The sequence below is a fragment of the Micromonospora sp. WMMA2032 genome (assembly GCF_002688545.1).
GTDB lineage: Bacteria > Actinomycetota > Actinomycetes > Mycobacteriales > Micromonosporaceae > Micromonospora > Micromonospora sediminicola.
In genome coordinates this window covers 691,995-711,923 of record NZ_CP024052.1, presented here as the reverse complement: position 1 = coordinate 711,923, position 19,929 = coordinate 691,995, and the positions used below count along the sequence as shown (strand labels likewise).

Annotated in this window: 17 protein-coding genes and 1 pseudogene; 6 read left to right on the top strand and 12 right to left on the bottom strand. The window is 75.9% G+C overall.

Features of this window, described 5'->3' with window-relative positions; all coding sequences use genetic code 11:
• Positions 1–2 precede the first annotated feature (2 nt).
• Positions 3–845: a S1 family peptidase gene (locus tag CO540_RS03225; RefSeq protein ID WP_099160839.1), complete on the bottom strand. Its 843-nt coding sequence runs from the start codon at positions 843–845 to the stop codon at positions 3–5.
• Positions 846–977: 132 nt separating this feature from the next.
• Between CO540_RS03225 and CO540_RS03220 the strand changes: the two genes are divergently transcribed.
• A complete protein-coding gene (locus tag CO540_RS03220; RefSeq protein ID WP_099160838.1) occupies positions 978–1,910 on the top strand; it encodes a superoxide dismutase in 933 nt (310 codons plus the stop codon).
• Between the two features lie 39 nt (positions 1,911–1,949).
• Here the strand turns inward: CO540_RS03220 and CO540_RS03215 are convergent, their stop codons facing one another.
• Positions 1,950–3,524 (bottom strand): Na+/H+ antiporter, encoded by a 1,575-nt coding sequence (locus tag CO540_RS03215; protein WP_172967781.1) that lies wholly within the window; start codon positions 3,522–3,524, stop codon positions 1,950–1,952.
• 76 nt (positions 3,525–3,600) lie between these two features.
• Positions 3,601–4,221, bottom strand: coding sequence for an L-threonylcarbamoyladenylate synthase (locus CO540_RS03210; RefSeq protein ID WP_098744704.1), 621 nt, complete (start codon positions 4,219–4,221; stop codon positions 3,601–3,603).
• Between the two features lie 95 nt (positions 4,222–4,316).
• Here CO540_RS03210 and CO540_RS03205 point away from each other — a divergent pair, with 95 nt between their 5' ends.
• Together CO540_RS03205 and CO540_RS30730 are read left to right on the top strand one after the other, a co-directional pair.
• Complete coding sequence (locus CO540_RS03205) at positions 4,317–4,628, top strand: hypothetical protein (protein WP_253866408.1); 312 nt, start codon at positions 4,317–4,319, stop codon at positions 4,626–4,628.
• A gap of 267 nt (positions 4,629–4,895) precedes the next feature.
• Positions 4,896–8,410, top strand: a pseudogene (locus tag CO540_RS30730) (glycosyl hydrolase).
• 42 nt (positions 8,411–8,452) lie between these two features.
• On the opposite strand, the gene CO540_RS03195 reads toward CO540_RS30730, so the two are convergent.
• The gene (locus CO540_RS03195; RefSeq protein ID WP_099160837.1) at positions 8,453–8,833 is read right to left on the bottom strand and encodes a VOC family protein; all 381 of its coding nucleotides are present in this window, start codon (positions 8,831–8,833) and stop codon (positions 8,453–8,455) included.
• Positions 8,834–8,905: 72 nt separating this feature from the next.
• Here CO540_RS03195 and CO540_RS03190 point away from each other — a divergent pair, with 72 nt between their 5' ends.
• Entirely contained in the window at positions 8,906–9,937 is a 1,032-nt protein-coding gene (locus tag CO540_RS03190; protein WP_253866406.1) for a nitronate monooxygenase, read from the top strand.
• Between the two features lie 31 nt (positions 9,938–9,968).
• Here the strand turns inward: CO540_RS03190 and CO540_RS03185 are convergent, their stop codons facing one another.
• From CO540_RS03185 to CO540_RS03155, 8 genes are all read right to left on the bottom strand, one after another.
• A complete protein-coding gene (locus CO540_RS03185) occupies positions 9,969–10,391 on the bottom strand; it encodes a glutaredoxin domain-containing protein (RefSeq protein WP_099160835.1) in 423 nt (140 codons plus the stop codon).
• Complete coding sequence (locus CO540_RS30725; protein WP_253866404.1) at positions 10,391–10,840, bottom strand: hypothetical protein; 450 nt, start codon at positions 10,838–10,840, stop codon at positions 10,391–10,393. The genes CO540_RS03185 and CO540_RS30725 overlap by 1 nt, the downstream gene beginning before the upstream one ends.
• A complete protein-coding gene (locus CO540_RS03180; RefSeq protein ID WP_253866402.1) occupies positions 10,723–13,179 on the bottom strand; it encodes an FAD-binding and (Fe-S)-binding domain-containing protein in 2,457 nt (818 codons plus the stop codon). The genes CO540_RS30725 and CO540_RS03180 overlap by 118 nt, the downstream gene beginning before the upstream one ends.
• 61 nt (positions 13,180–13,240) lie before the next feature.
• The gene (locus CO540_RS03175; protein WP_091574271.1) at positions 13,241–14,029 is read right to left on the bottom strand and encodes an ABC transporter permease; all 789 of its coding nucleotides are present in this window, start codon (positions 14,027–14,029) and stop codon (positions 13,241–13,243) included.
• Positions 14,026–14,826: an ABC-2 family transporter protein gene (locus CO540_RS03170; protein WP_099160834.1), complete on the bottom strand. Its 801-nt coding sequence runs from the start codon at positions 14,824–14,826 to the stop codon at positions 14,026–14,028. Before CO540_RS03170 ends, CO540_RS03175 begins: the two co-directional genes overlap by 4 nt.
• Positions 14,819–15,787 carry an ATP-binding cassette domain-containing protein gene (locus CO540_RS03165; RefSeq protein ID WP_099160833.1) on the bottom strand — a complete coding sequence of 323 codons (969 nt, stop codon included), beginning with the start codon at positions 15,785–15,787 and terminating at the stop codon, positions 14,819–14,821. Before CO540_RS03165 ends, CO540_RS03170 begins: the two co-directional genes overlap by 8 nt.
• A 46-nt stretch (positions 15,788–15,833) precedes the next feature.
• Positions 15,834–16,604 (bottom strand): nucleotidyltransferase, encoded by a 771-nt coding sequence (locus CO540_RS03160; RefSeq protein ID WP_099160832.1) that lies wholly within the window; start codon positions 16,602–16,604, stop codon positions 15,834–15,836.
• A 42-nt stretch (positions 16,605–16,646) separates the two neighbouring features.
• The gene (locus CO540_RS03155; RefSeq protein WP_099164566.1) at positions 16,647–17,582 is read right to left on the bottom strand and encodes a diacylglycerol kinase family protein; all 936 of its coding nucleotides are present in this window, start codon (positions 17,580–17,582) and stop codon (positions 16,647–16,649) included.
• Between the two features lie 153 nt (positions 17,583–17,735).
• On the opposite strand from CO540_RS03155, the gene CO540_RS03150 reads away from it, so the two are divergent.
• A complete protein-coding gene (locus CO540_RS03150) occupies positions 17,736–18,881 on the top strand; it encodes a hypothetical protein (protein WP_099160831.1) in 1,146 nt (381 codons plus the stop codon).
• A gap of 141 nt (positions 18,882–19,022) precedes the next feature.
• The gene (locus tag CO540_RS03145) at positions 19,023–19,682 is read left to right on the top strand and encodes a hypothetical protein (protein WP_099160830.1); all 660 of its coding nucleotides are present in this window, start codon (positions 19,023–19,025) and stop codon (positions 19,680–19,682) included.
• Positions 19,683–19,929 lie beyond the last annotated feature (247 nt).

The following is a 19,929-nucleotide window of genomic DNA, read 5'->3' as shown; positions in this document are numbered from 1 at the left end:
GGTCAGGGGATGGTCAGGCCGTACGCGGCGAGGATCTCCAGAATGGGCTGGTAGTAGCTGGTCCCGCCGCTGGTGCAGTTGCCGCTGCCGCCGGAGAGGATCCCGAGGACCGTGCCGGTGGCGGCGACGTAGAGCGGGCCGCCGCTGTCGCCGGGCTCGGCGCAGATGTTCGTGCGGATCAGCCCGCTGACGCTGCCCTCGGCGTAGTTGACGGTCTGGTTCAGCCCGGTCACCGTGCCGCAGCGCACGCCGGTGGTGGTGCCGCTGCGGCAGACCGCCTGCCCGACGTACGCGGAGCCGGCGCCGTAGACGGTGACCTGGCCCGGGTGGGTGTACACGGCGCTCGGGTGCGCGACCGTGCCGGTGTAGCGCACCACGCCGTAGTCGTTGCCGGGGAAGCTGCTGCCGGCACGGCTGCCCAGCACCGTGGTGCGGGCGCTGTCGGCGTACCAGGTGCCGGCGAGGTTCGTGCAGTGCCCGGCGGTGACGAGGTACCACGTGCTGCCGCTGCGCACGTTCGCGCCGAGCGAGCAGCGTCCGCCGCCGCCGTAGATCGCCTGACCGCCGGCGATGAGCGTGCGCAGCCGGCCGGGCTCGTGGCGCAGCACCGCCCCGGCCCGCGCGGCGTCGCGGCGCACGGCGGCCAGCGCGGGCCCGCGTACCGTGTCGTCGACGGTGACGGCCGGGCGGCCGGTGGCGGGGTCGTGCCCCCAGGCGGTGCCGGCGGTCCGGATCGCGGCGAGCGCCCCCGGGTCGGGGTGCGGGGCCGCGGCGGCCCGGGTGGCGCCCGGGGTGGCGGCCAGCAGGGCGGTCAGGACGAGGGCGACGAGCGCGGGTCGGCGCATCCGGGACACCTCTTTCATCGTTGCCAGTCGATGTCACTCAGCATCGACCCTCAGCCGCATCCGTTCAAGCGCCGGTCGGCGAACGTACAGTGGGGCGGGTTCCGGCCCCACCGTCGACCCGGAAGGTGCACAGTGAACCGACGCATCCGCGCCGCCCTCGGCGTCGCCCTGACCGCCGCGCTCGTCAGCACCGTCGCCCCCACCCCCGCCGCCGCCCACGACCGCCGGCCGACCGTTCTCGCGCTGCCGGACGGCTTCCAGCCGGAGGGCATCGCGGCCGCCGGCCGGTACGCCTACCTCGGCTCGCGGGCCACCGGCGAGATCTACCGCGCCGACCTGGTCAGCGGCGCCGGCGCCCGACTCAGCCCGCCCACCGGCACCCCGTCGCTGGGCCTGAAGATCGACCCCCGGGGCCGGCTCTTCGTGGCCGGCGGCACCGCCGGGGACGCCCGGGTGGTCGACGCCCGGACCGGCGCCGTCCTCGCCCGCTACCAGTTCGCGAGCGCCCCCACGTTCGTCAACGACGTGGTGCTCACCCGGGACGCCGCCTGGTTCACCGACTCGAACCGACCGGTGCTCTACCGGCTGCCGCTGGGGCGCGGCGGCGCGCTGCCGCCGGCCGACGGGTTCACCACGCTCGAGCTCACCGGCGACTTCCAGCAGAGCGGCACCGGCGTCAACCTGAACGGCATCGCGCCCACCCCGGACGGGCGGGCGCTGATCGTGGTGCAGTCGAACACCGGCACCCTGTTCCGGGTCGACCCGGCCACCGGCGTCACCACCGCCGTCGACGTGCCGGGGCAGAGCTTCGCCAACGGCGACGGCCTGCTGCTGCTCGGCCGCGCGCTGGTCGTGGTGCAGAACCGGCTCAACCAGGTCGCGCTGGTCGAGCTGAACCGCGCCGGCACCGCCGGCACGCTGCGCCGGATCCTGACCGACCCGGACTTCGACGTGCCGACCACGGTCGCCGCCGCCCTGGGCCGGCTCTACCTGCCCAACGCCCGCTTCACCACGCCGCCGACGCCGACCACGCCGTACTCGGTGGTCGCGATCGACGGGCGCTGAGCCACCGGCGGCCGCGCCGGTCCGGCGCGGCCGTCCGGCTCAGTCCTCCACCTCGGGGCCGAGCAGCCGGATCTCCTCGATGTCGACGCCGGCCTGGAGTTGCCGTAGCACCGCGTCGTCGATCTGGTTGCTGTTGCGCAGCCGGGTGACCTCCCGCCGCTTGCGGTCCAGCAACTCCAGCTTCAACCTGCGGGTTGCCTCCCGCTCCTCCCCCGTCGCCTCGTCGGGCGGCCGCCGGACGTCGGCGAGGTGGTCCTCGTAGTCCGACCGGAGCCGGTCCACGGTGTCCGACGAGGCGCCCAGCTCGGCCGCGACCTGGGGCAGCGCCTCCAGGGCCGCCTCGGTGGCCCGGATCCGGGCCCACCGCACCTCGTGGTCGCGTTCCCGGTCGCCGATCAGCCCGGCCCAGGTGACGACCGCCGGCAGCGTGGTGCCCTGCACCACCATGATCAGCACGATCACCACCACGGTGACGAAGATGATCAGGTCACGTTCGCGCACCGAGGTCCCGTCGTGCATGGTGACCGGCACGGCCAGCGCCGCGGCGAGGGAGACCGCGCCGCGGAAGCCGGCCCAGCCGGCGGCGGTCCGCATCCGGGCGTCGAAGTGACGGGACCGCCGCGACTCCCGCCGGTCGAGGCGCTGCAGCGCGGTCACCGACAGGTGCACCCAGGCCAGCCTGGTGACCACCACGACCAGGGCGACCAGCACCGCGATGCCCAGCGAGGCCGTCGGCGAGTGGCTGGTGATGCTGCGCAACGAGCGGGGCACCTGCATGCCGAGCAGCACGAACAGACTGCCGTTGATCATGAAGGTGGAGAGGTCCCAGAACGCGTACGCGGTGACCCGGGAGCGGGCCCGGATCACCCGGGGACCGGCGTAGGACAGCAGCAGCCCGGAGACGACCACCGCGAGCACCCCGCTGGCGCGTACCGCGTCGGCGAGCAGGAACGCGACGAACGGGGTGAGGATGCTCAGGCCGCCCTCACGCATCGGGTCGTCGACGTGCTTGCGGATCAGCACCACCACCCCGCCGACGAGCAGCCCGGCGGCCACCCCGCCGAGCGACTTGCCGACGAACTCTCCGGTGAGCACCAGCGGGCCGGGCACCGTCCCGCCCGCGATCACCCCGACCGTCACCGCGAACAGGACCAGCGCCGTTCCGTCGTTGACCAGGCTCTCCGCGCGCAGCGTGGTGAGGATGCCGCGCGGCATGCGCTTGGCCAGGCCGGCGACGGCCGCGGCGTCGGTGGGTGCCAGCACCGCGCCGAGCACCCAGGCGGCGGCCGGCTCGACACCCAGGGCCTGCGCCACGTACGCGACCGCGACCATCGTGATGATCACCAGCGCGACGGCCAGCCCCACGATCACCGCGAGGTTGGCCCGGATCTCCCGGAGGCTGGTCACCAGGCTCTCCCGGTAGAGGATCGCCGGGAGGAACAGCACCAGCACGACCTCGGGCTCGAGGACCACGTTGTCGAACGGCGGCAGCAGCCCGAGCAGCGCGCCCATGGAGATGAGCAGCACGGGCGGCGCGACGCTGTAGCGGCCGCCGATGGTCGTGCCGACGAGCACGGTGACGCCGAGCACCGTGATCAGCACGAGTGCGTCCACGCCGTACCCCCGTCACCGTCCGCCGGGTCCACCGTGCCGCACGAGGCGGGTCCGGCGGGGCGGAACCGGCCGATCGCTACTCGAAGCGGGCGGGGTCGCCGGCGCCGCGGCGCAGGATCTCCGGCTCCGGGCCGGACAGGTCGACGACGGTGGTGGGTTCGAGCCCGCAGTCGCCGGCGTCGACCACGGCGTCGACCAGGTGGTCGAGCCGCTCCTTGATCTCCCAGCCCTGGGTCATCGGCTCCTCCTCACCGGGCAGCAGCAGGGTGCTGGAGAGCAGCGGCTCACCCAGTTCGGCGAGCAGCGCCTGGGTCACCGTGTGCCTCGGCACCCGGGCCCCGACCACCCGTCGGCGCGGGTCCTGCAACCGGCGGGGCACCTCCGCGGTCGCCGGGAGGATGAACGTGTAGCTGCCCGGGATGACGGACTTCACCTGCCGGAAGACGGCGTTGCTGAGCTTGACGAACTGGCCGAGCTGGGCGAAGTCGGCGCAGACCAGCGTGAACGGGTGCCGGTCGTCGAGCCGCCGGATCTCCCGGATCCGCTCCACGCCGGCCCGGTTGTCGAGCCGGCAGCCGAACGCGTAGCAGGAGTCGGTCGGGTAGACGATCACCCCGTCGTCGCGCAGCAGACTCACCACCTGCCGGATCACCCGGGGTTGGGGATTGTCCGGATGCAGGTCGTAGTACCTCGCCACGCCGGCCAGCCTATGCCCGCGGCGGACCGGGCGCAGGTTTGCCGGGGGCCGGTTCCGGAAACAGGTGGGGGCCGTTCACGACAGGGGGACCGATCATGTCCGAAGCCAGCACAGACCGCGTCACCGACCGTCCCGACGAGGTGACCGATCCGTTGCTGTGGGATCTGGCCGCCGCGGTGGCCGACGCGCACCAGCCCGACGCGGAGCGGGTGTGCGCCAGCCCGAGCTGCGCCGGCGCCGCGTGGCCCTGCGCCGCCTGGGAGGCCGCGCAGCTCGGCCTGACCGCCGCCCGCACGCCGCGGTCGGCCGTCGCGCCCGGGCCGCGCCGCACCGGCGGCGGCGAGCAGCCGGGCGTCGTCCCGGCGCCGGTGTCCGGTATGGACCGGCTCGCCGCGACCGCCGCCTGAGCGCCGCAACTCGCAAAAGCCGCGCACCGCCCTCCGCCGCCGCATCGGGTACGGCGGAGGGCGGTGCCGTGCTGTTCCCGTCGTCCCTGGTCAGAGGCGTTTCGGAGGTCCACCGGGGGGCGTCGGGGAAGGTCGAGAGAGCGCTCTCTTCGGTAACGAGACATTGACGGACGCGTAACCGGAACCTAATCTCGCTTCTCAAGAGAGCGCTCTCTCGACCATCGGACCACCACCCGTACCCCGCCTTCTCCTCTGAAGGGGACCTCCATGACACTCCCCCTGCGGGACTTCTCCCCCGGCGCCGCACCGCTGCCGGAACCGGTTCCGTCCCCCGCCCGCCGACGCCCCCGTCGGGTGGTCGCCCTCGCCGCCGTGTCCGTGCTCGCGGCCGGACTGCTCGGCGTCGTGGTCGGCGGCGGCGGCACCGCCGCCGCCGGCACCGTCGGCGCGGGCAGCTACACCGAGACGCTGCCGCCCGGCGCCGTGCTGCCCAAGGGCTGCGGCACCGTCAGCACCAACCCGCGGATCTTCGCCACCGCGGACGCCCCGGCCGGCGCGATCCCCACCAACGACTGGTGGTCGTCGCTGATCTGGAAGCGCAACAACTGCGGGACCAGCGAGAACCTCCAGGCCCACCCGCTGGCGTTCAAGGCCGAGAACAACGGGCTCGGGCTGTCGTACACCACCACGCCGGCGATCAGCGGCACCGCCACCGGGGTCGGCGAATTCCACTACCCGTACACCGAGGACGTCCGGGTCGGGGTGGCCGGCCTCGCCGCGCCCGTGGTCAAGGCCGCCGACTGGACCGACTGGACGGTCACCGCCGACTGGAGCGACGGCAACCGGAGCATGCGGGCCACCATCGGCCACGGGCTGCCGTTCAGCTACTACACCGTCACCGGTGGCGGCGCCGCGCAGCTCACCGCCACCGCGACGCCGACGGTCTGGCGCAACTCCGGCGCCACCATCGGCTTCACCGTCAACGGCCACGACTACGTCGCGTACGCGCCGACCGGCGCGACCTGGACCGTCAACGGCGCCGGCATCAGCTCGACGCTCGCCGGCAAGGGCTACTTCTCCGTGGCCGTGCTGCCCGGCGGCGCGGACAAGGCCGCCCTCGCCGACGAGTACGGCAGGTACGCCCACGCGCACGTCACCGGCACCCGGATGAGCTACGCGTACGACCAGGCCGCCGGCACGGTGCGCACCACGTACGCGTTCACCACCACGCCCCGCGAGGGCACCGAGACGAAGACGGTGGTGGCGCTCTACCCGCACCAGTGGCGCAGCCTCACCGGCGCCACCCCGATCACCGGCACGTACGTCTCCGCGCGCGGCGCCATGCGGGTGCTGGTCGGGGTGCCGTCCTTCACCACCTCGATGCGCTACACCGGCGTGCTGCCGGAGGTGCCGGCGGTGGGTGACGCGACGGGCGCGGACCTGACCACCGTCACCAACTACCTCAACGCCGAACTGGCCAACCCGGAGGGGATCAGCGGGCGGGACACCTACTGGGCCGGCAAGGGCCTCGGCCGGGCCGCCCGGATCGCCGAGATCGCCGACCAGCTCGGCCTCACCGCCGTGCGCGACGCGGCGGTGACCGCCATGAAGGCGCGCCTGACCAACTGGCTCACCGCGAGCTCCGGCGAGACCGGCCAGCTGTTCTACTACGACCGCAACTGGGGCACGCTGATCGGCTACCCCGCCTCGTACGGCTCCGACGAGGACCTCAACGACCACCACTTCCACTACGGCTACTTCGTCGCCGCCGCGGCCACGGTCGCCAAGTTCGACCCGGGCTGGGCCGACGACACCCGCTACGGCGGCATGGTGGACCTGCTCATCCGCGACGCCAACAACTACGACCGCGCCGACAACCGGTTCCCCTACCTGCGGGACTTCGACATCTACGCCGGCCACGACTGGGCCTCCGGCCTGGCGCCGTTCTTCGCCGGCAACAACCAGGAGTCCTCCTCGGAGGGCATGAACTTCGCCAACGCGCTCATCCAGTGGGGTCAGGCGACCGGAACACCGCCGTCCGCGACGCCGGCGTCTACCTGTGGACCACCCAGTCGGCGGCCATCTCCGAGTACTGGTTCGACGTGCACGACGAGAACTTCCCGGCCGCCTTCGGCCACAAGACCGTCGGCATGGTGTGGGGCGACGGCGGCGCGTACGCCACCTGGTTCTCCTCGGCCCCGGAGATGATCCAGGGCATCAACATGCTGCCGATCACCGGTGGTCACCTCTACCTCGGCGACCACCCGGAGTACGTCAAGGCCAACTACGCGGAGCTGCTCGCCAACAAGAACGGCCCACCGACGGTGTGGCAGGACATCATCTGGGAGTTCCTGGCCCTCGGCGACGGCGAGCAGGCGTTGCGCAACTTCCGGGCCAACAGCACCTTCGCCAGCGAGGAGGGCGAGAGCAAGGCGCACACGTTCCACTGGATCCGCAACCTCGCCGCGCTCGGCACGGTGGACACCTCGGTCACCGCGAACCACCCGCTGGCGAAGGTGTTCCGCACGGGCACCGAGCGCACGTACGTGGCGTCGAACATCACCGCGGCGCCGCTGACCGTCACGTTCTCCGACGGCACCACGCTGGCGGTGCCGGCCGGGAAGACGGTCACCTCCGGGGCGTACACCTGGAGCGGGGGCAGCGCCACCGGCGGCGTGACGGTGCCGACCGGTCCCCCGCCGACGTCGACGCCGACCCCGACGCCGAGCACCCCCACGCCGACGCCGACCACGCCCACCCCGACGCCGACCACGCCGAGCCCGACGCCGACCAGCCCGAGCCCGAGCCCGACCACCCCGCCGCCGGCGCTGGAGCCGACCCGCTACCTGGGCTCCGGCGGGGCGCTGGGCGCCGCCGCCGGCCCGGCCGGCACGGTCACGGTGGCCGCGGCAAACGGCAACCACGACGGCGCGCCGGCCAACGCGCAGGTCTTCACCGCCACCGGGCTGACCGGCACGTACACCGGCGGGAACACGGCGTTCGACCTGGCCGTCGACGCGGGCACCGCGGTCGGTAACGGGGTCCAGGCCCGGGTCTCGTACGACCTCACCGGCGACGGCAGCTTCGACCGGGTGGAGACCTACCGGTACTACGCCACCGACCCGGTCACCGGTGTGGAGCACTACCGCCAGACGCAGGGCCTCACCTCGGCCACCGGCACGCTGGGCGACCTGTCCGGCGGCACGGTCCGGATCGAGGTGTGGAACGCCATCGGCGCCGGGCCCACCACGCTCGGCATCGGTGACGCGTCCCGCCTGGTGCTGCCGTACGCCGGGAGCACCGCCACCACGACGCCGCCGGCGTCGGGCGGGTTCACCGCGGAACGTCACCTGGTCGGCCCGACCGGCCTGGCCGGCGCGGCCGGCGCCTCGGCCACGGTGACCGTCCCGGCGACCGGCGGGGAACCGCTGCGGTTCACCGCCTCCGGTCTGACGGCCCGCTACACCGGCGGGGCGACCCGGTTCGACCTGCTGCTGGACGCGGGCACGACGGTCGGCAACGGCACCCACGTCCGGGTCTCCTACGACCTGACCGGCGACGGCACCGCCGACCGGGTGGAGACGTACCAGTACTTCGCCACCGACCCGGTGCCCGGGTGGGAGCACTACACCCAGGCCCGGGGGTTGCTCTCCGGCGTCGGGACGCTCGGTGACCTGGCCGGCGGCACGGTGACCGTGGAGGTGTGGAACGCCATCGGCGCCGGCGCCACCACACTGGGCACCGGGGACCGCTCGACGGTCACCCTGCCCTACACCGCCTGACCGGCTCCGGCGCCCCGGCCCTCACCGGCCGGGGCGCCGGCCTCACGGCCAGCGGGTGGCGGTCGACGCGAACAGCTCCGGGTCGCTGGCCACCGGGATCACGCAGACCAGGTGACCCCCCGGCGCCCGCAACACGTGGCAGTCCTGCCACCGGGAGACCGGCGTGGCGCCCAACCCCCGCAACCGCTCGACCTCGGCCGGCACGTCGTCGGTCTCGATGTCGAGGTGGTGGCGGGGCGCGTCGTCCACCGCCTGCACGGCGGTGACCAGACCCGGCACCACGTCGGCCAGGCCGGTGAACTCGGGCTCGCTCGGGTCGGTGCGCACCTCGGCGCCGAGCGCGGCGGACCAGAACGCGGTGACCGCTCCCGCGGACTCCTGGGGCGCGTCGATGATCAGGGCGTACAGCCGGGATCGATGCATCGCCCGAGCCTAACCACGACCGCTCCCGCCGGCAGCCCCGGTTCCGGGCGGCGGAGGCGGCAGACTGGGGCGGTGACGGGAATTCGGGATCTGCTCGGGGTGGACCTGCCGGTGGTGGCGGCGCCGATGGCCGGCGGGCCGTCCACCACCCGGCTCGCGACGGCGGTGGGTACGGCCGGTGGCTTCGCCTTCCTCGCCGCCGGCTACCGCACCCCCGAGGCGGTGGCGGCGGAGATCGCCGAGCTGCGGGCCGGCGGCCACCCGTTCGGGGTGAACGTCTTCGTGCCCACCCCGGTGCCGGTCACGGAGGCGGAGTTCCGCCGCTACGCGGGCCGGATCGCGCCCGAGGGCGCGCCCTACGGCCTGGACCTGGCGACGGTCGACCGGGTCGCCGACGACGACCACTGGGACGCCAAGCTCGACCTGCTGCGCCGCGAACCGGTGCCGGTGGTCAGCTTCACGTTCGGCCCACCCCCGGCGGCCGTGGTCCGGGACCTGCGCCGGGCCGGCAGCCGGGTGCTGGTCACCGTGACCGGGCCGGAGGAGGCGGCGGTCGCGGCCAACCTCGGGGTGGACGGGCTGGTGGCGCAGAGCGGGGCGGCCGGCGGACACCTCGGCACGTTCACCCCGGCGGCCCCACCCGCGCCGCGTCCGCTGCCGGACCTGGTCCGGCAGGTGGCCGGGCGCACCGGGCTGCCGGTCCTCGCCGCGGGCGGGGTGGGCGGCGGGCGGGACGTCGCCGACGCGCTCGCCGCCGGCGCGGTCGGGGTGCTGGTCGGCACGCTGTTGCTGCTGGCGGACGAGAGCGGCACCGGGCGGACCCACCGGGACGCGCTCGTCGACCCGGCCCGGGACCGGACCGTGGTCACCCGCGCGTTCACCGGCCGTCCCGCGCGGGCGCTGCGCAACCGCTTCGTCGAGCGGCACGACGCGGCGGCCCCGCTCGGCTATCCGGCGCTGCACCACCTGACCCGGCCGTTGCGGGTCGCCGCCGCCGGGGCCGGTGACGCCGACCGGCTGCACCTGTGGGCCGGCACCGGCTGGCGCGGTGCCCGGGCGGCGCCGGCCGCCGACCTGGTCGCGGAGCTGACCCGCCCGCTCTGACCCGGCCGTCGGGCACCGGCCGGCCCCGCCGTCAGGCCCGGAGCCGCGCGCGCAGCCAGGCCGGGTCGGGGTTCACCACGGCCTGGTCCGGCAGGACCACCGTCGGGACGGTCTCGTCGCCGCCGGTGACCGCCCGGACCGCCGCCGCTGCCTCCGGGTCGCGCCAGATGTCCACCCAGTGCGCCCGCCCCGCGTGCCGGCCCAGTCGCAGGCGCAACCGGAGGCAGTAGGTGCAGCCGGGACGCCAGTGGACGACCGGGCGGCCGTCGCGCGCGCTGCGACGGCGTGCCTCCGCGGCGCTCAGCGACCGGGGGAAGGCCAGCGGCGAGAAGAGCACCGCCAGGACGGCGAAGCCCGCGAAGCCCAGCACCGACGGCGCCACACCCTCCTGGGCGACGCCCACCAGCACGCCGACGACGAGCATCAGGCCGGCGAGCCACCAGCTGCGCCCCATCAGGCGGTCACCTCGGCCAGCAGCTCCAGCAGGTGCCGGTACGGCTGCCCGGTGGCCCGGGCCAGCCCGATCTCGCAGGTGCGGTTCACCGAGGCGTACCCGTCGAAGGGGCGCGCGGTGACGGCGGCGGCCTCGGCGCGGGTGGCCGACGCGGTCAGCTCCGGGTGCAGCAGGCCCCGGTCGCCGGCGAAGCCGCAACACTGCCAGCCGTCCGGGACCACCACCTCGTCGGCGACCGCGCGGGCCACCGTGAGCAGCGCGTCGTCCAGGCCGAGCCGGGTGGACGAGCAGGTCGGGTGCAGCGCGAGCGAGCCCAGCCGGCGGCGCACGGTCAGCCGGGGCAGCAGCACCGTGGCGGTGTAGGCGACGGCGTCGACCACCCGCAGGTCCCCGGCGTCGGCGAGCAGCCGGTCGAAGCCCTCGGTGCAGGAGGCGGCGTCGCTGACCACCGGCAGCGTCCCGTCGCGGCTGGCCGCGCGCAGCACCGGCGGGACCCGGTCGCGCAGCGCGCGGTAGCCGTCGGTGAGGCCCTTGGACGACCAGGGGTGCCGCAGCAGAGGTCGCCGATCCCGTCCGGCACGAGCAGGCCGACGCCGGCCCGCTCGGCGAGCGTGAGCAGCGCGGCGGCCACGCCGACGCCGCCCTCGGCGGGGGCGAAGAGCGTGCCGAGGCAGGACGGCACGAAGACGGCGTCCGGTTCGTCCGCCGGCCGGGGGCGGCGGGGCTCGCCGCCGCGCGGCAGGTCCCGCCGCCACTGCGGCACCCGGTCGGCGCCGAGCACGGCGCGGGCGGCCCGGGTGGCCGCCTCGGGCAGCGCGGGCGGCAGCGCGCCGGCCAGGTCCAGCCCCCGGGCCATGCCCCGGGTGGTGGCGTCCCAGCGTCGGGCCGCGCCCCGCCAGCCGGCGCGCGTGGCCCGCCCGTGCTCCTCGGCGCGCAGCCGCTTGACCAGGTCACCCGTGTTGATCAGGACCGGGCAGGCGGTGGCGCACATGCCGTCCACGGCGCAGGTCTGCACCGCGTCGTAGTCGTACGCGTCGGTCAGCTCCCGGGCCAGCGCCCGGTCGCCGGCGGCCTCGGCGGCGGCGATCTCGCGGCGCAGCACGATCCGCTGTCGGGGCGTGGTGGTGAGGTCGCGGCTGGGGCAGACCGGCTCGCAGTAGCCGCACTCGACGCACCGGTCCACCTCCTCCTCCACCGTCGGCACGGTCTTCAGGTGCCGCAGGTGGATCTCCGGGTCGTCGCTGAGCAGCACGCCGGGGTTGAGTACGCCGTCCGGGTCGCAGAGCGTCTTCACCTGCCGCATCACGTCGTACAGCTCGTCGCCGAACTGGCGGCGCACGTAGGGGGCCATCACCCGGCCGGTGCCGTGCTCGGCCTTCAGCGTGCCGCCGTGGCCGAGGACCAGGTCGACCATCTCCTCGGTGAAGTCGGCGTAGCGGGTGGGGGCCTCGCCGTCGGCGAACCGCTCGTTGAGCATGAAGTGCAGGTTGCCGTCCTTGGCGTGGCCGAAGATCACGCTGTCGGCGTAGCGGTGCCGGTCGAACAGCTCGGCCAACGCGGCGCAGGTGCCCGCGAGGGCCTCGACCGGCACGGCGACGTCCTCCAGCAGCGCGGTGGTCCCGGACGGGCGGGCGCCGGCCACCGCGGCGTAGAGACCCTTGCGGATGTGCCAGAGCGCGGCGCGGGCGGCGGGCTCACCGCTGAGCCGGGCCGGGGCGGTCAGCGGTAGGCCGGCCAGCACCGGCTCGGCGGCGGCGACCCGCCCGGCCAGCGCCTCCGGGTCGGACTCCTGCCACTCGACCAGCAACGCGGCGTGCCCGCGCACGGCCAGGCCGCGCAGCGCGGCGTCCGCCTGCGGGTCCCGCTGGGCGACCCGCAGCGCGGCGGCGTCGAGCAGCTCGACCGCCGCCGGCCCGGCGGCCACCAGCTCCGGCATGGTGGCCATCGCCGCGCCGAGCGAGTCGAAGACCAGCAGACCGGTCGCGGCGTGCCGCTGCACCGGTACGGTGCGGAACGTGGCCGACGCGACGAACGCGAGCGTGCCCTCGCTGCCCACCACCAGCCGGGTGAGCAGGTCGACCGGGTCGTCGTGGTCGAGGAACGCGTTCACGCCGTACCCCATGGTGTTCTTCATGGCGTACTGGGCGCGGACCCGGCGGACCGAGTCGGGGTTGCCGCGCACCCGCTCGCGCAGCCGCAGCAGCCCGGCGTGCAGGTCCGGCTCGGCGGCGCGCAGCCGGGCGTCGGCGTCCGGGGCGCCGGTGTCCAGCACGGTGCCGCTGGGCAGCACCAGCACCAGCGACTCCAGCGTCCGGTAGGTGTTGAACTCGGTGCCGCAGGTCATGCCGCTGGAGTTGTTGGCGACCACGCCGCCGACGGTGCACGCGGACTCGCTGGCCGGGTCCGGGCCGAGCTTGCGGCCGTACGGCGCGAGCCGCGCGTTGACCTGGCGCAGCACCACGCCGGGCTGCACCCGGACCCGCCGCCCGTCGTCGAGCACGGTCAGGTCGCGGAAGTGCCGGCGGACGTCGACCAGCAGCCGGTCGGTGACCGCCTGGCCGCTGAGGCTGGTGCCGCCGGAGCGGAAGGTCAGCGGGAGGCCGCCGCGCCGGCTCTGCGCGAGCAGCGCGGCGACCTGGCCGGCGTCGGTCGGGGTGACCACCGCGCCGGGGTGCAGCAGGTAGTGCGACGCGTCGTGGGCCAGCCGCAGCCGGTCCGCCGCCCGGGTCGCCACCCCGCCGGGCACCACCGACTCCAGCCCGGCCCGGATCTCCGCGCTCAGCTCCATGATCACCGCACCTCCCCCGCCCACCCTAGTCACCGGCGGGGGCGGCCCGGCGGCGCGCCGGTCAGCCGCCCGCCCCGGCGTACGACCGCAGCGCCCGCCGCCACGCCCCGGTGGCCACCACCACCGCGCCGGCGGCCACCGCCACCGCGACCGGCAGCATCCGGGCGTCGAGCCGGCCCAGCAGGGCCGCACCCGGGTACGTGGTGAGGAACGCGACCGGGACGACGGTGAGCAGCGTGCGGGCCGGGTCGCGGTAGAGGTCGACCGGGAAGCGGGACAGTTCGACGAAGGCGAACGAGACCCGGTCCAGGTCCTCCGCCGCCACCAGCACCACGGTCGCCGCCATCAGCAGCACGGTCAGCGCGTACAGCAGCACCGCGGCGCAGCCCAACAGCAGCAGGAAGGCGGCCAGCCGGCCCGGCGAGACCCCGCGCCCGGACAGCACCACGCCCACCGTGACGAGCACCAGGCCCAGCGCCGGGTCGAGCAGGTTGGTCACCCGCACCCGTCCGAGGCTCACCAGCAGTTGGGCGTCGAACGGCTTGGTGAGCAGGAAGTCGAGGGTGCCGCGGCGGACGTGGTCGCTCATCAGTTCCAGGTTGGGTTGCAGCAGCGTCTGGCGCAGGCCGTTGAGCGTGAAGAACAGGCCGATGACGACCAGCACCTCGCCGTGCGTCCAACCGGCCACGGACCCGGCGAAGCGGAAGTAGACCGAGGCCCCGGCCACGGCCCACACCATCCAGAACGCGCTCAACGCGGCGGCGGAGAGGAACTGCAACCGGTACTCCAGGTCGGCGGCGACCGCCGCGCGCCAGCAGATCCGCAGCACCCGCAGCTGCCGGCGGATCACCCGGCCACCGCCTGGTGCCGGCGTACGGCCCGACGCCAGCCGATCCGGTAGAGCAGCGCGAACACCCCGAGCCAGCCGAGACCGACGGCGAAACCGAGCGCGGTCTCACCACCGTCCAGCCGGCCGGTCACCAGCTCCACCGGAAAGCCCATCATGCTGCGGAAGGGCAGCACCACCGCGGCGGTGCGCAGCCACGGCGGCAGCAGCTCCAGCGGGGCGACCCAGCCGGAGGCGAACGAGCCGAGCCCCCACCAGAGCAGCCACACGTTCGCGGTCTGGGTGCTCCAGAAGCCGAGCAACGCGAACGTGGACGCGGTCAGCAGACCCAACGCGTACGCCAGCGCCGTCGCGGCCGCGACGGCGGCCAGTCGGGCCGGGGTGACCGGGTAGTCCAGGTCGGGGCTGAGCACCGCGGCCAGCGCCAGGGCCGGCGCGAGCGCCACCAGGGTGACCAGGCGCTGCCCGAGGTCGGCGGCGGCGTACTGGTGGAACGGGTGCAGCGGGCGCAGCAGCCGCAGCGACAGGTCGCCGCTGCGCAGGTCGGCGTCCCACTGCCAGATCACGTGGTCGCCGGAGAGGTTCGCCATCAGCGTCGCGGCCGCGTAGTAGGCGAGGAAGTCGGCGCTGGTCCAGCCGGCCGGCGGGCCCGCCTCGGCGACCACGGTCAGCCAGACCGCCATCATGAGCAGCGGGAAGAAGCCGGTGAGCACGCGCAGCACCAGCCGCCCCCGGTAGGTGACGGCCACCAGCGTGCCGCCGCGCGCCAGCGCCCGGTAGGCGGTGAGGGTGTCACGCACCGGCGAAGACCGCCCGGATGATCTCCTCGACCGGCGGGTCCCCGATCGCCACGTCGTCGACCGGCAGGGTGGCCAGCAGTCGGGCGGCGACCGCCGCCGTCTCGGCCCGGGGCACCGCCAGCGTGACGACCGCGCCGTCGACGTCGACCGGCTCGCCGAGCCCGGCCCAGGCGCCGGCGGGGGCGGGCTCGCGCAGCGTGACCCGGACCAGCCGGTGCGGCGAGTGCGCCTCGACCAGCGCGGCGAGGTCGCCGTCGAACCGCAGGGCGCCCCGGTCGATGACCAGCACCCGGCGGGCCAGCGCGGTCACGTCGCCCATGTAGTGGCTGGTCAGCAGCACGGTCGCGCCGTGGCGGGCGTTGTAGTCGCGCAGGAAGGCGCGGACCGCGGCCTGCCCGTTGACGTCGAGGCCGAGGGTCGGCTCGTCGAGGAAGAGCACGTCCGGGCGGTGCAGCAACGCCCCGGCCAGCTCGCAGCGCATCCGCTCGCCGAGGCTCAGCACGCGCACCTGCCGACCGAGCAGCGGGGCGAGGCCGAGCAGGTCGACCAGCTCGTCGAGCGCGGCCCGGTACGGCCCCTCGGCGAGGCCGTAGACGGCCCGGTTGACCTCGAACGCGTCGGCCGCCGGCAGATCCCAGAACAGGCCGTTGCGCTGGCCCATCACCAGCGAGACGCGGCGCAGGAACGCCGCCTCCCGGCGGTGCGGGGTGTGCCCCAGCACCCGGACCGTGCCGGCGCTGGGGTGCAGCAGGCCGGTGAGGCACTTCAGCGTGGTGGTCTTGCCGGCGCCGTTGGGGCCGAGGAAGCCGACCACCTCACCGGCGGGGATGGTGAAGCCGACCCCGTCGACCGCGCGGACGGTGACGTGCTCGCGGTGGACCAGGGATCGCAGCGACGCCGCCAGGCCGGGCTGCCGCCGGTGCACCCGGAAGTGCTTGGCGAGGTCGCGCACCTCGATCATCGTCCGACCCTAGCCACCCGGCGGGCCCGGGCGACATCGAATTTCGTCAGCCACTCTCCAGCTGCGCCAGCACCCGTCGCTGGAACGCGCGGGCCGCCGGGCCGGACGGGGGCGGGCCGCCCCGGCGGGCGGCGACGCAGGCCCGGATCAGCGCTGCGTCCGGGTCGTCGCCCGCCACCCGCAGGCCGGCGTCGACCTTGCCCAGCCAGACGCCGTCGCGGCAGCGCACCAGCGCGCGACAGGCCCCGAGCACCGCGTCCTCGGCCCCCGGCGCGGGCGCGTCCCCGGGCGGCGTGGGCAGCGCCAGCCACCAGCGCAGCGCGTCGACGAGCAGCGCCCGCAGCGCGGCCGGCGGCGGGTCGGCGAAGACCTCGGCGGCGGGCGGGCCCAGCAGGGTCAGGCCGGACTGACGCAGGATGCTGCGGTCGAGCGCGTACCAGAACCGCCCGTCGGCGGCGGGCCGGTCGGCCGGGTCGTAGGTGGCCCGGAACGGCATGGTGGCGCCGGTGTTCAGCTCCACCTCGAAGCCGGGCTCCGGCGTGCCGGAGGCGGCCACGTCGCGGCGGTAGACGACCAGCTCCAGGCCACGCGCCGGGCAGGGCAGCGCCTCGTGCCGCAGCCGGTCCACCAGCGCCCGCCGGGCGGCCCCGGCCGGCGACGCGGCGACCAGCAGCGCCACGTCCACGTCGCTGCGGCCCGGCTGGTAGGCGCCCAACCCGACCGAACCGGCCGCGTACGCCCCGACCAGGTCGTCGCCGAGCACGTCCCGGGAGCGCCGCACCAGGTCGGCGAGGTAGTCGCGTACGTCGTCGCGCATGCCCGCATCCTGCCCGGCGCGTCCGGCCCGGCGCCGGCCGGGTCAGTCCACCGGGTCGGGGCAGCAGACCGTCAATCCGCCCGGGACCACCGTGACCTTCAGCCGTTTCGCCGTGCCCCGCGCGCCGCCGTCCAGCTCGTACGTCTTCGGCGCGGCGAACCGGACCCGGATCTTGCGGCCCCGGGTGATCCGCACGAACGGTGAGTCGTCGGAGCGGCCGGCGGCCATCCGGCCCAACGTGCGCGCCCAGTCCACGGCGCCGCTGGCGGTGGCGACGCCGACCTCGAGCACCCCGTCGTCGGGCCGGGCGTCGTCGAAGGCCGGAATGCCGCCGGTGATGGTGCCGACGTTGCCGAACAGCACGCAGCTCGCCTCGCCGTCGAACCAGTCCGCGCCGTCGACCCGGATCCGGGTGCGGACGCACTCGCCGCGCACGTGCCGCAGCGCGGTCCAGACGTACGCCACCCGGCCGAACCGGCCCTTGAGCTTGCGGTCGGCGTCGCGGATCAGGTCGCCGTCGAAGCCGGCGCCGGCCATCACCGCGAAGTGCTCCCCGTTGAGCCGGCCCAGGTCCAGCCGGCGCCGCCGGCCGTGCAGCGCGATGCGCACCGCCTCCGGCAGGTCGGCGGGGATGCCGAGGTTGGCGGCGAAGAGGTTGGCGGTGCCGGCGGGCAGGATGCCCATCGGCACGCCGGTGCCGGCCAGCGTGTCGGCGCACCGCTGCACCATGCCGTCCCCGCCCCAGACCAGCACCAGGTCGGCGCCCTCGTCGAGCGCCGCGCGGACCCGCTTCGGGGCCTTACGGCTTTTCGGCACCTCGTGCCAGATCAGCCGCCCGACGCCGGCGGTGGCCAGCCGGGCGCGCAGCTCGTCGAGGCCGCCGCCGAACGTCTTCTTCCGGTGGGCGACGACCGCCACCACGCCGGCGGGGGCGGCCACGGTGTCGGTGTCGGCGCGGTCCGCCGTGCTCGTACTCATGCCGACGGTGGTACCCGGACCGGCCGCGCGCCACGCCTGTCGGTGGTGGACGCGCCCGAAACCGATCAGCGGCATGCTGTGCCCGGACCGCCACGTTCGGTAGAGTTCGGGCAGTGACCGGCGTCGCTGCACGCGGGTCCCGGGGGTGCGGGGATGACGCGACGGGTCGGGCCGCCGGCACGCTGGGCGCTGCGCCTCGGCCTGCTGCTCGGCGGCGTCGTCGCGGTCTGGGCGGCGCACGAGGTCGCCGCCGCCGGCGCCGCCCACGCCGCCGAGCGCCCACCGCCCGCGTCGCCGCCCGGCGTCGTCCGGTTGCTCACCGGCGCGCTGGGTCCGGTGCTGGGCGTGTCACCGTCCGGATCCGACGAGGTCCGGGCGACCGATCCGGCGGCACCGCCACCGGCGCCCGGGCCGCCACCGCCGCCGATGGCTCGGACCACGTCGCCCGCGGTCCGGCCGGCGGCCGACCGACCGGCGCGCGCCCGTCCGGTGCGCGGGGCGCCGCGCCCGCGGGTGGACCCGGCGCGCGACCGGGCGCGCCCCCCGACCGCCGGCGCTCCGGGTCCGGGCCTCGAACCCGCGCCGGACCGGGTGCTCGACCCCGTCGCGGACGCCCTGCGTCCGGTCACCGAGCCGGTGCGGGCCCGCGTGCTCACCCCGGTCGCGGACGCGTTGCGCCCGGTCACCGACCCGGTGGCGGCGGACGTGCTCCCGCCGGTCGCCGACGCGCTCGCCCCCGTGGTCCGCCCGCTGCGCCCGGTCCTCGGTCCGGTCCGGCGTGTGCTGGAGCCGGTGCTGCGACCGCTGGACCCGGTGCTCGCCCCGCTCGACCCGATCACCGACCTGCTCGATCCCCCCGCGCCGTCGGCGCCCGCGTCCCCGCCCGCCGCTCCCGGGGCGCCCGGGGCACCGGGGGCACGACCACCGGACGCCGGCGCGCCGGCCGGCACGGCGACGGCTCCGCCCGGCCGGGCCCCCGGAGCCGGGCGGGGCGGGCCGATGGCCGTCCGGGTCGCGGCACCGGCCGCTGCTCCCGGCGGCGCGACCGTCGTCATGGTTCCGGCCCGCTCCGCGGCGGCGACCGTCGCCCGGCCCGGTCCGGTCGAGCTCGCGCCGACACCGGTCGTGCCGCTGCCGCCGGACGGCGCGGTGCACCCCGGCGGCGCCGGGCACGGCGACCCGGCGGACGCCGACGCCGCCGTCTGGGCCTGCCCGCCCCTGGCCGACCCGTCCGGACATCCGGCCGCCGACCGCCTGCCGGCGTCCCGTTCGTCGCGTCCGGGCACCCGCCCGGCCTGACCGGCACGCACCGGCAACACCCTCGATCCGGTGACCGGGCGTGCGCGCCCGGGGCCGCGCGACCGCGCGCGGCGGCGCCGTCGACCACACTCCGGCGCCCGGCATCCTTCCTCGATCACACTGGTGACCAGGAGTTCCACCATGACCGGAGCAATGCCCGTCATCCGGGCCAGATGGTGCGACGTCGGCCGGATCGCCGACCTCGTCGCCGAGGCCCTCTCCCCCACCGCCCTGGCGGCGTGGCTCGTCCCCGACGCGCCGCGCCGCTCCGCCGTCCTCGCCGCCGTGGCGCGGATCTGGACCGAACACGCGTTGCTCTTCGGCGACGCGTTCCTGCTGCCCGACGGCACCGCCGCCACGGTGTGGTTCCACCGCTACCGCCCGATCCCCCCGCCCCGCCGGTACGTCGACCGCCTCGGCGCGGCCGCCGGCCCGGACGTGGACCGGTTCCGCCGGCTCGACGACGAGCTGGCCGCGCGGCGGCCGGTCGAGCCGCACAACCACCTGGCGCTGCTCGCCGCGCCCGGTGGTGGGGCGGCGGAGGCGCTCGCCGGCGCGCAACGCCGGATGGACACGCTGAGCCTGCCCACGTACGCGCAGGTGGACGACGAGCCGTACGGGTCGTTGCTGCGCCGGCTCGGCTATCTCGACCGGGGGATCTTCCCGGCGCCGGACGGCACCGAACTGCGGTCGATGTGGCGGCCGACACCGGCGCATCCGGGCGGCAACGACCGCTGGCCGGTACGCCGGATCGGCCGGCGGGGGCGCAACGGCCGCGCGGCGGGACGGGCGACGCACTGACCGGCGGAGCGGGTCGGGGCGGCGGCGTGCCGCCCCGACCCGCGCGTCGCCGTGCCGCCCGGCGCGCGGTCCCGCGACGGGCCGCCGTCACACCGGTCGACGCCCGCAGGCCGGTGCCGTCGGCGCAGCTCGGTTAGCCTGCGAGCCGGGCAGGGACACGATTCGGCCGATCAGTTCGGAGGCGTCGCGTGCGGCACAACGGAGAGGTCCGGGGACCTGGCGGCGCCACACCGGCCCGGCCGGGACG